This is a genomic window from Lentzea sp. NPDC051208 (genome assembly GCF_040682435.1).
GTDB classification, from domain to species: Bacteria; Actinomycetota; Actinomycetes; order Mycobacteriales; family Pseudonocardiaceae; genus Lentzea; species Lentzea kristufekii.
Genome location: NZ_JBFBAW010000010.1, coordinates 207,790 through 221,289, shown reverse-complemented (window position 1 = coordinate 221,289; position 13,500 = coordinate 207,790). Strand labels below are relative to the sequence as shown.

8 protein-coding genes are annotated in these 13,500 nt (G+C 70.3%); 3 read left to right on the top strand and 5 right to left on the bottom strand.

The window, feature by feature from the left end; all coding sequences use genetic code 11:
- The first annotated feature begins 24 nt into the window (after positions 1–24).
- Positions 25–228 (top strand): hypothetical protein, encoded by a 204-nt coding sequence (locus tag AB0M48_RS25215; protein WP_363846356.1) that lies wholly within the window; start codon positions 25–27, stop codon positions 226–228.
- A gap of 93 nt (positions 229–321) precedes the next feature.
- On the opposite strand, the gene AB0M48_RS25210 is transcribed toward AB0M48_RS25215, so the two are convergent.
- The gene (locus AB0M48_RS25210; RefSeq protein ID WP_363846354.1) at positions 322–1,506 is read right to left on the bottom strand and encodes a hypothetical protein; all 1,185 of its coding nucleotides are present in this window, start codon (positions 1,504–1,506) and stop codon (positions 322–324) included.
- A gap of 797 nt (positions 1,507–2,303) precedes the next feature.
- Between AB0M48_RS25210 and AB0M48_RS25205 the strand changes: the two genes are divergently transcribed.
- Positions 2,304–6,776 carry a HAMP domain-containing protein gene (locus AB0M48_RS25205; RefSeq protein ID WP_363846581.1) on the top strand — a complete coding sequence of 1,491 codons (4,473 nt, stop codon included), beginning with the start codon at positions 2,304–2,306 and terminating at the stop codon, positions 6,774–6,776.
- Positions 6,773–9,070 (top strand): SpoIIE family protein phosphatase, encoded by a 2,298-nt coding sequence (locus AB0M48_RS25200; protein ID WP_363846352.1) that lies wholly within the window; start codon positions 6,773–6,775, stop codon positions 9,068–9,070. The genes AB0M48_RS25205 and AB0M48_RS25200 overlap by 4 nt, the downstream gene beginning before the upstream one ends.
- A 12-nt stretch (positions 9,071–9,082) precedes the next feature.
- Here the strand turns inward: AB0M48_RS25200 and AB0M48_RS25195 are convergent, their stop codons facing one another.
- From AB0M48_RS25195 to AB0M48_RS25180, 4 genes are all read right to left on the bottom strand, one after another.
- Positions 9,083–9,811, bottom strand: a complete 729-nt coding sequence (locus tag AB0M48_RS25195) for a hypothetical protein (RefSeq protein ID WP_363846350.1) — start codon at positions 9,809–9,811, stop codon at positions 9,083–9,085.
- A 113-nt stretch (positions 9,812–9,924) separates the two neighbouring features.
- Positions 9,925–10,377, bottom strand: coding sequence for an ATP-binding protein (locus AB0M48_RS25190; protein ID WP_363846348.1), 453 nt, complete (start codon positions 10,375–10,377; stop codon positions 9,925–9,927).
- Positions 10,378–10,429: 52 nt separating this feature from the next.
- On the bottom strand, positions 10,430–12,067 hold the full coding sequence (locus tag AB0M48_RS25185; RefSeq protein ID WP_363846346.1) for a choice-of-anchor M domain-containing protein: 1,638 nt from the start codon (positions 12,065–12,067) through the stop codon (positions 10,430–10,432).
- Positions 12,064–13,383: a choice-of-anchor M domain-containing protein gene (locus tag AB0M48_RS25180; RefSeq protein ID WP_363846344.1), complete on the bottom strand. Its 1,320-nt coding sequence runs from the start codon at positions 13,381–13,383 to the stop codon at positions 12,064–12,066. The genes AB0M48_RS25185 and AB0M48_RS25180 overlap by 4 nt, the downstream gene beginning before the upstream one ends.
- Between the last annotated feature and the right edge of the window lie 117 nt (positions 13,384–13,500).

The window sequence follows — 13,500 nt, the reverse complement described above, 5'->3', positions numbered from 1 at the left end:
GCGAACGCAACCAACTTCGTTGCCATGAACCAAGAAGCGAACCTCTCCCCCACCCGCAGCCGGACCCTGCTCGCGGTGGTGCTGGCCGGCAGCCTCGTGGCCAACGCCGCCGCTCAAGCCTTCGGGCTGAGCCTCTACGTCAGTGCCGCTTTCGGACTGATCGCCATCGCCAGCGGTGTCGCGCTCTTCTCGGCCTACCGCAAGAACCGCGCGGACTCCCGGAACTGAAGCGGCCGGCGAACGGCACGGCATGGTGCCGTGGACAGCGAAACGGGCGGGATGGGAGACCCGATCCCGCCCGTTCCACCGATGATCACTCGGTCAGTCGTCCTCCGCCTCGGTCAGGTTCGTGACCGTCGCGTCGGCGTCGCCACCGTGGCCACCGTGGCCGGTGTCGCCGCCGTTGGTGGAGCTGTGGTTGGTGGCGTCGCCGGAGTCTCCCGTCGACGTGGTGCCGGAGTGGCCGGAACCGGTGCCGGCCAGACAGTTCGAGTAGACGCACATCACCCAGGCGTCGTTGTCGCCGGTGTCACCGGAATCGCCGGAGTGGCCGGTGTTCCCGGACAGCGCGGTGTTGGCGCTGACGGCGTGGCCGCCGTTGCCGGAAGATGCGCCGTTGCCGGCCGTCGCGGTCGCCGTGGCGTCGGTGTCGCTGTGGACGTCGTCGCCCTCGGTCTCAGTCGCGTTCTCCGTTGTGGCGACGGCATCTCCGCCGTTGCCGCCGTTGCCGGTGTCGCCACCGTTCGTGCTGCTGTGGTTGGCGGCGTCGCCGGAGTCCCCGGTCGACGTGGAACCGGAGTGGCCCGAGCCCGTGCCGGTCGTGCACGTGGCGTGGACGCACATCACCCAGGCGTCGTTGTCACCGGTGTCACCGGAATCGCCGGAGTGATCGGTGTTGCCGGACGTGACGGCGGTGTTGTGGCTGAAGGCGTTGCCGCCGTTGCCGGAGGGCGCGCCGTGGCCGGCCGTGGCGGATGCCGTGGCCTCGGTGTCACTGTGGACGCTGTGGTCGTTCTCGTCTTCGTCTTCGTCTGATTCGGTTTCGGTGGCGTTCACTGCCGTGGCGCCGGCGTTGCCGCCGTTGCCCCCGTGGCCGGAGTTACCACCGTTGGTGGTGCTGTGGTTGGTGGCGTCGCCGGAGTCTCCCGTGGACGTGGAGCCGGAGTGGCCGGAGCCGGTGCCGGTCACGCACGTGGCGTAGACGCACATCACGTGGGCGTCGTTGTCGCCCGTGTCACCGGAATCGCCGGAGTGACCGGTGCTCCCGGACACCGCGGTGTTGGCGCTGACCGCGTGGCCGCCGTGCCCGGAGTGCCCGCCGTGCCCGGCGATGGCGGACGCGGCGGCGTGGTGTCCGAACACATCACCGGACATCAGGTGTCCCGCACCGCTTGTGCGGAACGGGTGGAACGCGCTGATGTCGGCACTGGCGGTCGAACCGCCGGCCAGAACCAGACCACTGGCCGCGACTACGGCCAAGAGGCCTGTTTTGACGTTCTTGCGCATGGCCTTCCTTTCATGCGAGGCGTCTCCTGGTGCGGCCGTGCGGTTCGTCCACGGCCCGGAGCACGTCAGCGTCCGTTCCGCAGGCCCCGCCTGCCGCCGCGCCGGTGTTCCGTGCAGAAATCCCTCCGCTCTCGAACGGATCACCGTGGTTGCGCCGTTTGGAGTAGCCGCGTCGTCGTGGCGGAAACCTGCCGGACATCTGCCAGCTGAATGGGCGACAACCGGTACGTCTGCGCCGATGGTGACCACCACCTGACAGGGGAGGTCCACCTCGGACAGGGGATGCGTGATCGGATGACCGGTTACCGACGGGCACCGGCGCGCTTCAGCCGCACGACGAGCCGCGGACGGTGAGCACCGTCGACTCAGGACATTCCGGCGGGACGAGCTCGCAGGAGCGGTGACCGACGCGCCGGGTGATCACAGCGGCGTACACCCGCGTGGGTGAACCGCGGTGGGTTCGATTGGCGAATGGGTGCACCGCCACGGCCTGACGGCTCGGGAAGCGGGCACGAACATCCGCTGACCCCAAGACGATCACGCCACCTGCGCCGATGGGCGGGCTGTCGCGGACTTCTCCCCCGCGCGACGAGGCTGGTCGCGGACGGGAGACCACTGCGCACCTGTCCGGACGTTGTTGAAGTAAGGTCGTTTGGTTCGTCGAGGTGCGCTTGAAAAGCCAGGTGTCCCCTCACACCTCAGTTTCCGCCCCTGTCGTGGAGGCAGTAGGAATGAGTGGCACTACGGCCAAGGCCGACCGTTCCGCAGGTCAGACCGAAGCGCGAAGAGCGGTCGACATGCCGGAGCTGCGGCAGTTGCTCGCCGGGCTCACCGCGGTGCGCGACGGCGACTTCGGCATCCGCCTGCCCGACGACTCCGACGGCCTGCTCGGCGAGATCGCGACGGTCTTCAACGGCATGGTGGACCAGCTGTCGCTGTTCACCTCCGAGGTCACCCGCGTGGCCCGCGAGGTCGGCACCGACGGGCGGCTCGGGGGCCAGGCCGAGGTGCCGGGTGTGTCGGGCACGTGGAAGGACCTCACCGACTCGGTGAACGCCATGGCCGGCAACCTCACGAGCCAGGTGCGCGACATCGCCCAGGTCGCCACCGCGGTCGCGCGGGGCGACCTGAGCCAGAAGATCGACGTCGACGCCCGCGGCGAGATCCTCGAGCTGAAGAACACCGTGAACACGATGGTGGACCAGCTCTCCAGCTTCGCCGACGAGGTCACGCGAGTCGCGCGTGAGGTGGGTAGCGAGGGCAGGCTCGGCGGGCAGGCCGAGGTTCCCGGTGTCGGTGGTGTGTGGCTGGACCTCACGAACTCCGTGAACTTCATGGCGGGCAACCTGACCGACCAGGTCCGCAACATCGCGCAGGTGACGACGGCGGTCGCGCGGGGCGACCTGAGCCAGAAGATCACGGTCACCGCGCGGGGCGAGATCCTCGAACTCAAGAGCACCATCAACACGATGGTCGACCAGCTCAGCTCCTTCGCCGACGAGGTCACCCGCGTCTCCCGCGAGGTCGGCACCGAGGGCGCGCTGGGCGGGCAGGCCGACGTCAAGGGCGTCTCCGGCACCTGGCGCGACCTCACCGACTCGGTGAACTTCATGGCGGGCAACCTGACCGCCCAGGTGCGGTCCATCGCCCAGGTCGCCACCGCGGTCGCCAGGGGCGACCTGAGCCAGAAGATCAACGTCAACGCCCGCGGCGAGATCCTCGAGCTGAAGAACACGATCAACACGATGGTCGACCAGCTCTCCTCGTTCGCCGACGAGGTCACCCGCGTCTCCCGCGAGGTCGGCACGGACGGCCGTCTCGGCGGCCAGGCGGACGTCAAGGGCGTGTCCGGCACGTGGAAGGACCTCACCGAGTCCGTCAACGTCATGGCGGACAACCTCACCGCGCAGGTGCGCTCCATCGCCCAGGTGACGACGGCGGTGGCACGAGGCGACCTGAGCCAGAAGATCCGCGTCGACGCCCGCGGCGAGATCCTGGAGCTCAAGGAGACCATCAACACGATGGTCGACCAGCTGTCCGGCTTCGCCGACGAGGTCACCCGCGTCTCCCGCGAGGTCGGCACCGAGGGCAACCTGGGCGGCCAGGCGACCGTGCGCGGTGTCTCCGGCACGTGGAAGCACCTGACGGACAACGTGAACGTCATGGCGTCCAACCTGACCAACCAGGTGCGGTCCATCGCCCAGGTCGCCACCGCGGTCGCCAGGGGCGACCTCAGCCAGAAGATCACCGTCGAGGCCAAGGGCGAGGTCGCCGCGCTGGCGGGCGTCATCAACACGATGGTCGACACGCTGTCCGCGTTCGCCGACGAGGTCACCCGCGTGGCCCGCGAGGTCGGCACCGAGGGCATGCTCGGCGGTCAGGCACGCGTGCCGAACGTGGCGGGCACGTGGAAGGACCTCACCGACAACGTCAACTTCATGGCGAACAACCTGACCAACCAGGTGCGCAACATCGCCCAGGTCACCACCGCCGTCGCGCAGGGCGACCTGACCAAGAAGATCGACGTCGACGCCCGCGGCGAGATCCTCGAGCTGAAGACGACGATCAACACGATGGTCGACCAGCTGTCGAGCTTCGCGGCCGAGGTGACCCGCGTGGCCCGGGAGGTGGGCAGCGAGGGCCGGCTGGGCGGCCAGGCCGAGGTCGAGGGCGTCTCCGGCACGTGGAAGCGGCTCACCGAGAACGTCAACGAGCTCGCCGGGAACCTGACCCGGCAGGTGCGGGCGATCGCCGAGGTGACGAGCGCGGTCGCCGAGGGCGACCTGACCCGGTCGATCACCGTCGAGGCCTCCGGTGAGGTCGCCGAGCTCAAGGACAACATCAACTCGATGGTGGGCTCGCTGCGCGACTCCACCAAGGCCAACCAGGACCAGGACTGGCTCAAGTCCAACCTGGCGCGCATCTCCGGGCTCATGCAGGGCCGCCGTGACCTCGCCGTGGTCGCGGAACTGATCATGGACGAGCTGACCCCGCTGGTGTCCGCGCAGTTCGGCGCCTTCTACCTGGCCGACGACATCGACGACCACCAGGAGCTGCGCCTGATCAGCTCCTACGGGCACCCCGACGACGCCTCACGGCCGACGCGGTTCGAGTTCGGCCAGTCGCTCGTGGGTCAGGCCGCCCGCAGCCGCCGCACCATCGCCGTGGACGACATGCCCGCGGACTACGTCGCGATCTCGTCCGGACTCGGGCGGACGGCACCGGTGAACCTGGTCGTGCTGCCGATCGTGGTGGAGGACCAGGTGCTCGGCGTGATCGAGCTGGCGTCGGTGCACCACTTCACCGACATCCACCGCGACTTCCTCGAGCAGTTGATGGAGACCGTCGGCGTCAACGTCAACACCATCATCGCCAACGCCCGCACCGACGAGCTCCTCGCCGAGTCCCAGCGACTCGCCGGGGAGCTGCAGTCGCGCTCGGGCGAACTCCAGGTGCGCCAGGAGGAACTGCAGCGCTCCAACGCGGAGCTGGAGGAGAAGGCGGCACTGCTCGCGACGCAGAACCGCGACATCGAGGCGAAGAACCTGGAGATCGAGCAGGCGCGCCAGGAACTGGAGACCAGGGCGCGGGAGCTCTCGCTGGCGTCGAAGTACAAGTCGGAGTTCCTGGCCAACATGAGCCACGAGCTGCGCACGCCGCTCAACAGCCTGCTCATCCTCGCCCAGCTGCTCGCCCAGAACCCGAGCCGCAACCTCACGCCCAAGCAGGTCGAGTACGCGGGCATCATCCACTCGGCCGGCTCGGACCTGCTCCAGCTGATCAACGACATCCTCGACCTGTCCAAGATCGAGGCCGGCAAGATGGACATCACCCCCGAACGCGTCTCGCTGCGGCAGCTGCGGGACTACGTCGAGGTGACCTTCCGGCCGCTCACCTCCCAGAAGGGGCTGAGCTTCCAGCTCACCACCGCGCCCGGCACCCCGCCGGAGCTGATCACCGACGACACCCGCCTGCAGCAGGTGCTGCGCAACCTGCTGTCCAACGCGGTGAAGTTCACCGAGACCGGTGGCGTCGAGCTGCGCATCGAACTCGCCGACCCCGAGCAGCTGCCGGCCGCGGTGCGCGAGCACGGCCCGGCGATCATGTTCCGGGTCAGCGACACCGGCATCGGCATCGCCGAGCACCAGCTCGAATCGATCTTCGGCGCCTTCCAGCAGGCCGACGGCACCACCAGCCGCAAGTACGGCGGCACCGGCCTCGGCCTGTCGATCAGCCGGGAGATCGCCTACCTGCTCGGTGGCCTGATCACCGCGGAGAGCACTCTCGGCAAGGGCAGCACGTTCACGCTCTACCTGCCGGTGCGCCGCGAGGACTTCCCCGAGAACGCGCAGGACCTTCCCGAACAGGAGGCGTCGGCGCTGCCGGCGGCGGTGGCTCCGACCGTCACCAACGTCCACAAGCGCAGGCTGCTGGTGATCGAGGAGAAGTCGCACGGCCTGCTCGCACTGGTCGCGCAGAGCGCGGTGACCGATCTGTCCGCGAGCGATGATCCGCGTGGCCCGGTCGACGTGGTCACCGCGGTCGGGCAGGAGGAGGCGGCGGCGGCGCTGGCGACCGAGCCGTGCCACTGCGTGGTCCTGGAGCTCGACATGCCCGACGGGGCCGCGTTGCGGTTCCTGGACGCTCTCGACGGCGACGCGGCGACGAGCACGGTTCCGGTGCTCGCACACCACAACCGCAGGCTCGCCGCCGAGTACGAGCAGCGGCTGCACGAGCGCAGCAGCTCCCGGCCGCTGGAGATCCTGTCCAGTTTGGACGAACTGCGCGAGCGGATCGCGTTGCACCTCAACGCCAAGGGCCCGCAGGACGTGCTTCCGCTGGTGCGGCCGGAACAGCCGGGACAGCCGGTGGTCCACGAGGCGAACGGCCAGCTCGCCGGCCGCACCGTGCTGATCGTCGACGACGACGCCCGCAACCTGTTCGCGCTCAGCAGCATCCTGGAGCTGCACGGCGTGCGCGTGCTGCACGCGGAGAACGGCAGGGAGGGCATCGAGGCCCTGGTCGCCAATCCGGAGATCGACCTGATCCTGATGGACGTGATGATGCCGGAGATGGACGGCTACGCCGCCACCACGGCCATTCGCGCCATGCCGGACCACGGGCAACTGCCGATCATCGCGGTGACCGCCAAGGCGATGCCCGGCGACCGGGACAAGAGCATCGCGTCCGGTGCCAACGACTACGTCACCAAGCCGGTGGACGCCGACGAGCTCATCTCCTGCGTACGTCACTGGATGCGTCAGCGGTGACGGCCGACGGAACGGGCGTCGATCGGCTCGCGGGCCTGGTCGAACGCCTGCAGCGCGAGCTCGAGGAGAGCCGGGAGGCAGCGGACGGCCGGGCGCTCGTCGAGCTCGCGAAGGGCATGCTCGTCGAACGGCTGCGCTGCGGCCCGGCCCAGGCCGCGGAGCAGCTCGCCCTGCTCGCCGACCGCGCCGGCACCACCCAGCTCGAACTGGCCGTCGACATCATCAACGAGGCGTCCGGCGACGACTTCGTCGCACGGGTGCCGGCGACGGCGGACCCGGGCAACCGAGCCGCGATCCGCTTGCGGACGGCGGAGAGCGGTGCGCTGCAGGCGGACGACACCCAGGCCGTCGCTCAGTCGCTGTTCGCGCACGCGCTCTCCCCGCTGGGAGCGGTCGCGGTGGCGATCTGGTCGGCGGGCGCGGACTCCTCGCTCACCCTGGTCGGCCAGGCGGGATTCGCCGCGGGCGAGGCTCAGCGCTGGCGCTACGTGCCGCCCGGCGTCGCGACACCCGCACGGAGGGCGCTCCTCGACCGCGACGCGGTGTGGATCGCCGATCTCGAGGACTCCGGTCTGCCGTCCATCGGCGCGGATCTGCCCGGTCGCGTGGCGGTCCCCGCGGGCACCGGGGGCCGGATCACCGGTGTGCTGGAGATCTGCTGGCCCGACGTCCTCGAACCGCAGCCGCTGAGCGTGCACAAGCAGGTGGAGGCGCTGGCCGAGCTGTGCGCCGCCACGCTCGACTTCACCGCACCGCAGGGTCAGGTCGAGCACGTCACGACCGCGCCGGCCGAACTCGCGGACCTCGCCGACGGGCTGCTCGACCCCGCGCTCGTGCTGGGCCCGGAGATCTCCGCCGACGGCACGCTCGCCGACTTCCGGGTGCACCACGTGAACAACCGGTTCGTCGACCTCGCGGGCAGGCCGCGAGCCGCGGTGGCGGGAAGGCTGCTGCTGGAGGCGTACCCGCTGGCCGCCGCGGAAGGCGACCTGTTCGACAAGATCGAGCGCGTGCACGCGACCGGGGAACCGTTCCGGGCCGAGCGCATGACGCTGGCGGCGCTGGTGGACGAACTGCCGCTCGAGGTCACGGCCAGTGTGAGCGTCACCCGGCACGGCGTCCTCGTGCTGGTCGTGTGGCGGGTCCAGGACGAGGCCGCCCGGCTCGCCAACCTCCTGCAGCACGCCCAGCGCCTCGGCCGCATCGGCGGGTTCGAGGAAGAGCCCCAGCACGGCAAGGTCATCTGGAACAGCCAGCTGTACGCGCTCTACGGCCTCCCGCTGACCGCCGATCCCGTGCCGCTGGGCGACATCACCGAGCACGCCCACCCGGACGATCTGCCGTCCCTCAACGGTTTCCTCCGCAACGTCCAGCACCTGCACCGGCCCGCGTCGGCGGCCTTCCGGCTGCACCGCGCCGACGGCGTCACCCGGCACGTCCGCGTGATCGCCGAACCCGTGCTCGACTCGCACGGCGCGCTGCTCGCGATCCGCGGCGCCTACCAGGACGTGTCGGCGCAGCACTGGACCGAGGTGGCGCTGTCCGCGGCCCAGGACCAGCTCGCCATCACCGCTCAGGAGGTCGAGGAGCACAACAGGCTCACGCTGCGGCTCCAGCAGGTGATCATGCCGCCGACCCATCCCACCATCGACGCGTTCGGGTTGCGCGTCGCCGTGCGCTACCGGCCCGCTGCCCAGGAGGAACTGGTGGGCGGCGACTGGTACGACGCCGTCGTGCTGCCGAACAAGCAGATCCTGGTCTCGGTCGGCGACATCACCGGCCACGGCATCAAGGGCGCGACCGGGATGGTGGCGCTGCGCAACGCCCTGCGTGGTCTCGCCGCCACCGGCGCGGGACCCGGTCAGCTGCTCAAGTGGCTGAACCTGGTGGCGCACCACCTCACCGACCACATCATCGCCACCGCGCTCTGCGGCGTGTACGACCCGCACACCCGCGTGCTGCGCTGGGCGCGGGCCGGCCACCTGCCACCGGTGCTGATCAGGAACCAGCGTGGCGAGCTCCTGCCCATGCTGCCCGGCCTGCTGCTCGGCGCGCTGGCGGAGGTGTCCTATCAGGAGGGTGAGGTGCAGCTCGAACCCGGCGACACCTTGCTGCTCTACACCGACGGTCTGGTCGAGCGCAGGGACGTGCCGCTGGACGAGTGCCTGGAGCGCCTGTGCGTCGCGGTCTCGGGTCCTCCGCGTGATCTGGAGACGTTGCTCGACGAGTTGCTCGCGACCAGCGACTCGAACACCGACGACGACACCTGCGTCGTCGGCATCCAGTTGCTCTGAAGCCCTTTCAGGTCAGCTCTGGCAGCGACAGCGGTACTGCCGTCCGGCACCGAGCCGGTCGATCACGTCATGCGTGATCACCTGCTCGGCGCCGGACGGCGTCACGCGGTCGAAGCGGTCGCCGCCGCCGGGATCAGCGCTCGGTGTCCGCACGAACAGCTCGATCTCGCAGTCCGGGTGCTCGGCTCGCAGCCGTGCGGCGACAGCGTCGGCGGTGTCGACGCCGTCCTCCGGTGATTCGGCGGCGACGACGGCCACGAGGTGCGTGTCGTCCTCACGCCAGACGTGCAGGGCACGTGGTCCGCACCGAGGAGAGTCCGAGAACGTCCACTGCGGCTCGTCGCGGATCAGCGTCGCTCGCGGCTTGCCCGGCAGGACAAGGGTTCCGCTCGTGCCCCGAGCGCAACGCAGCCGCGCGAGCTGACGCAGCAGAGCGTGGCGGACGGGCTCCACGTCGGCGACGAGTTCGGCCAGCTCGTCCAGTCCGGGAGCGTGCGGGTGGTCGAGGCGCCACCGCGTCAGCTGACGCACCATCTGCGCGTGCCCGGCACCGACGTCGTGGTACTCGTCCTCGAGCTGATCGCACCACGAGCTGTCCGCCTGAGCCGGTGTCATCCCGGCCAGCTCGCGGGCCAGAGCGCGGGCCTCGCTCAGCTCGGCGCGCAATCCTGCCAGCGCGACAGGGAGCATCTCGATGCCCAGTTCCGAAGGCTCCTGGCCGCCCGCCCGTTCACTTCCCACTCACCGCACGATACGAATGTCCTGTCGACACGGACGAACGACACCCGCTTGACAGCGCAAGTTCGTCAATCCGGGCGACAAGACGTGCCCTGGGCTGCTTGACGAGCGAGTGGTCAGCAGGAGACCGACGCGAACACGGTCTTGCCGCCGCCGGCCCGTCGCCGGGTGCCCCACGCCTTCGCCAGGTTGTCGACGACCACGATCCCCCGTCCTCGGTTGTCGTTCGGCAGGCGGGAACGGCCGTACACCGGTTCCGTGGCCGAGTCGTCGTCCACCTCGATCGTCACCGCACAGGGCGTCCGGCTGCGCAGGACGCGCAGCCGGCCGACGCCGGGCGTGTGGTCCAGGACGTTGCTCACCAGCTCGGTCATCACGAGCAGGACGTCGTAGAGGTGGTTCTCCCCCAGGCCGTGCAGAGCCGCGGTGAGGTCACGGCGGATCGCCGACACCGCGACGCCCGGACGCACCGGCAGGTCCAGCACCAGCAGCTCGGGCGAGGTCATGAGCACGTCCAGGTCATCACAGCACGGTTTGATGGACCCGCCGGCGGCCGGCAAGACGGTCATACACCCAGGATAACGGCATTCGGATCGTTTCCGGACCTCCGGCTTGCGGCACTCAGCGGCGGCGCCGGCGGCTGAGCAGCAGGACGGCGACTCCACCGGTGGTGAGCAGGGAAGCCAGGAGAACCGCTGTGCCGAGGCCGCCGACGCCGGTGGAGGCCAGACCGCCGCGGAGGGGCGCGGGGGCGGTGGTGGTGATGATCGGCGGCGTGCCGGGCGGCTTGGTGGTCGTCGTGGGCGGAGTCGCGCACGACCGGCCGGCCGTGGGGTCGACATCGCCCACCGCGATGGTGAAGACGTCGCTGTCCGAGGCGGTGCGGCCGTCGGCGAGAGTCGCTGTGACGTCCACGGTGACGCGGTAGGTCCCCTCGGCGCTGAAGGCCCAGTTGGCGTGGGCGTGGGTGCCCAGCGGAACGGTGATGACGTCCGGGAGGCCGTCTGCCGAGTCGGCCAGGACGGTCGGGGTGAGGCCGGTGAGGAACACGGCCACGCGGCCCGGACCGTCCACGGCGGACATCCGAACGCTGACGTCGCCCGAGATGTCCCGCGGGCTCAGGGACTCGGTGTTCCACCCCGCCCAGACGACGCCGGGGATCTGGGTCTGCGGGATGAGCCACACAGGTGCGCCGGGTGAGCCGAGGAAGCCGTAGGCCGGGTCGTTCGGCACGGTGTTGCGGGCCGCGGGAACGAGGTGCAGCACCACGTCGGAAGGATCGCGCCACACCGCCGCGTCCGCCCCTGCGGTGCCGTCCTTGACCTCGGTGCGCAACGCGCCTTCGCGCAGACGTGGGGCGATGAGGTCGACATGGCCGTCGTTCAGCACGACGCAGGACGCCGGGGGGACGGTGGTCGTTCCCGAGGCGGTCGTCGTGGCGGCCGTGGTCGTCGTGGTCGTGGCCGTCGTAGTTGTGGTCGTGGCCGTCGTAGTTGTGGTCGGCGCAGTTGTGGTGGTCGTGGTTGTCGTCGTGGTCGTGGTGGTGGTCGGCACGCCTGGCTGGACCGTGCGGGGATCGACGTCGCCCACGGCGATCGTGTAGGTCGTGGTGTCGCGCAGAGGCGCACCCGCGGGTGTCGTGGCTTCGACCGCGAACGTGAGCCGGTAGACGCCCTGCGCCGAGAACGTCCAGTTCGCGTGGGCGTGCGTGCCGAGCGACAACGGGTGGTGTTGCGGCAGGGGCTGGGCGGTGTCGAAGACCCGGGGCAGCGGCTCGCCGAACGGGCCGGACTGGAACACCGTCAGCGTGCCCGGTGCCGGGGCGTCCCGCTGGTCACCGGAGATCGAGTCCAACGTCCAGCGCACGGAGTTCGGATCCACCTGCGCCGAGGTCAGGGACTCGGTGTTCCAGCCCGCCCAGACGACGTTGGGGTCCTGCACCTCGGGGATGAGCCAGAGGTCGCTGCCCGCGGGGCCGAGGAAGGCGTACTCGGGCAGGTCGGGCACCTGGATGCGGGACTCGGGTTTGACGTGGGTGACGACCTGCTCGGGATCGTGCCACGTCGGCGGCGTGGTGTTGCCGTCCTTGTAACGCACGTCCAGGACGCCCTCGGTCACGACCGGTGCGAGCAGGTCGACGTGACCCTGGTCGACGACGGTCGCGGTGTCCTGGGCGAAGGCCGTGGCGAGTGACAGCGAGGTGAGCGCGGCCACCGTCACGGTGGCGAGCGCGGCCCAGCCGCGGTGCGAGGTGCTCACGAGGTCTTCTCCTGGACGCGGCGACGGGTGATGACGAGCACGGCCACACCCGAGGCGAGCAGAGCGAGGCCGAGGGCGGTGACGGCGGACAGGCCGGCGGGGCCGGTCGACGCGAGAGCGGTGGCGGGCTTGCGGTCGGCGGTGCCCGGCTGCACGGGCGAGGGCGTGCCGTCGCCGATCGTGAAGGTGTAGGTCTCGGTGTCGGTCAGCGGTCCGCCGGTACCGGGGGCGGTGGCGGTGAACGTGAGGCGGTAGCGGCCGGGTTCGGCGAACACCCAGTTGGCGTGGGCGTGCGTGCCCAACGGCACGGACTGCGCGTCCGGCAGACCGTCGGTGCTGTTGAAGAGGACCGACGGCTCGCCGAACGAGCCGGTGGTGAACAAGCCGAACGCACCGGGGCCGTCGACGGCGGTCAGCGACCACGTCACCGGCCCGGACACGTCGGCCGGGCGCAGTTCCTCGGTGGACCAGCCCGCCCACAGGAGGTCGGCTCGCTGCGTCTGCGGCAGCAGGAAGACCTGTTTGCCCGCCGCGCCGAGGAACGCGAGTTCCGGGCTCGACGGCAGTGCGGTCCGGGCAGCGGAGGTGACCTTCAGCTCCACGTCGGCCGGCTCGCGCCACGTCGTGGTGCCGGCGACCGTGCCGTCCTTGACCTGGATGTGCAGTCCGTCCGGCAGCAACCGGGGAGCGACGGCGTCGACGTGTCCCCTGTCGATGACGACGCGGCCGGTGGCCGTCGGTGGTTGTTGCACGACAGCGCGGATCTGCGGGCTCGGCGCGACGACCTCCGGCCGGGGAGCCGGCGGAAGGACCTGCGGGAGGACCTGCGGCGCCACCTCGGGGCGAGCCGCCTCGGCGACCGACAGGGCGTAGACGCTCTCGACGGCCAGCGGCCGGCCGTCGAGAGCGTGCGCGGTGGCTTCGAGGCGGAGCTCGTGCCCGCCCGGTCCCGGCGGATCGACCTGGAGCGTTCCGGTGGACGCGACGGGAACCGCGACGGGCTCCCCCGCCGGTGCCCCGCTGTCCACAACGGACGCTCGCAGGGTGACCCTGTCGCCGAAGACGGTGCCGGGTTCGATGGAACTGGTGTCCCAGGTCAGCTCGACGGGCGCGGCCGGATCCGCCGCCTCCACCCGCTGCTGTGCGGCGTCGATCTCGAGACGATCTCCGGCCACGTCCAGGACGGCGTCCGCAACGGGGCCGACGGGGCCGACGGGGTCGGCGGGTTCGGCGAGCGCGGCGGGCGCACTCGCCAGCAGTGCTGCGACAACGGCGAAGAGCCCTGCCGTGACACGTGTGGACGCAGGCACGTGCATGTGTTGTTGAACCTCCAGGCACCAACGCCGGCGGATCGGCGATGCGGCTCGACCGTAATACAAACGACAATCGTTTCCAATAGTCCATTCGGCCCTGTTGCAAACGATTTTCATTAG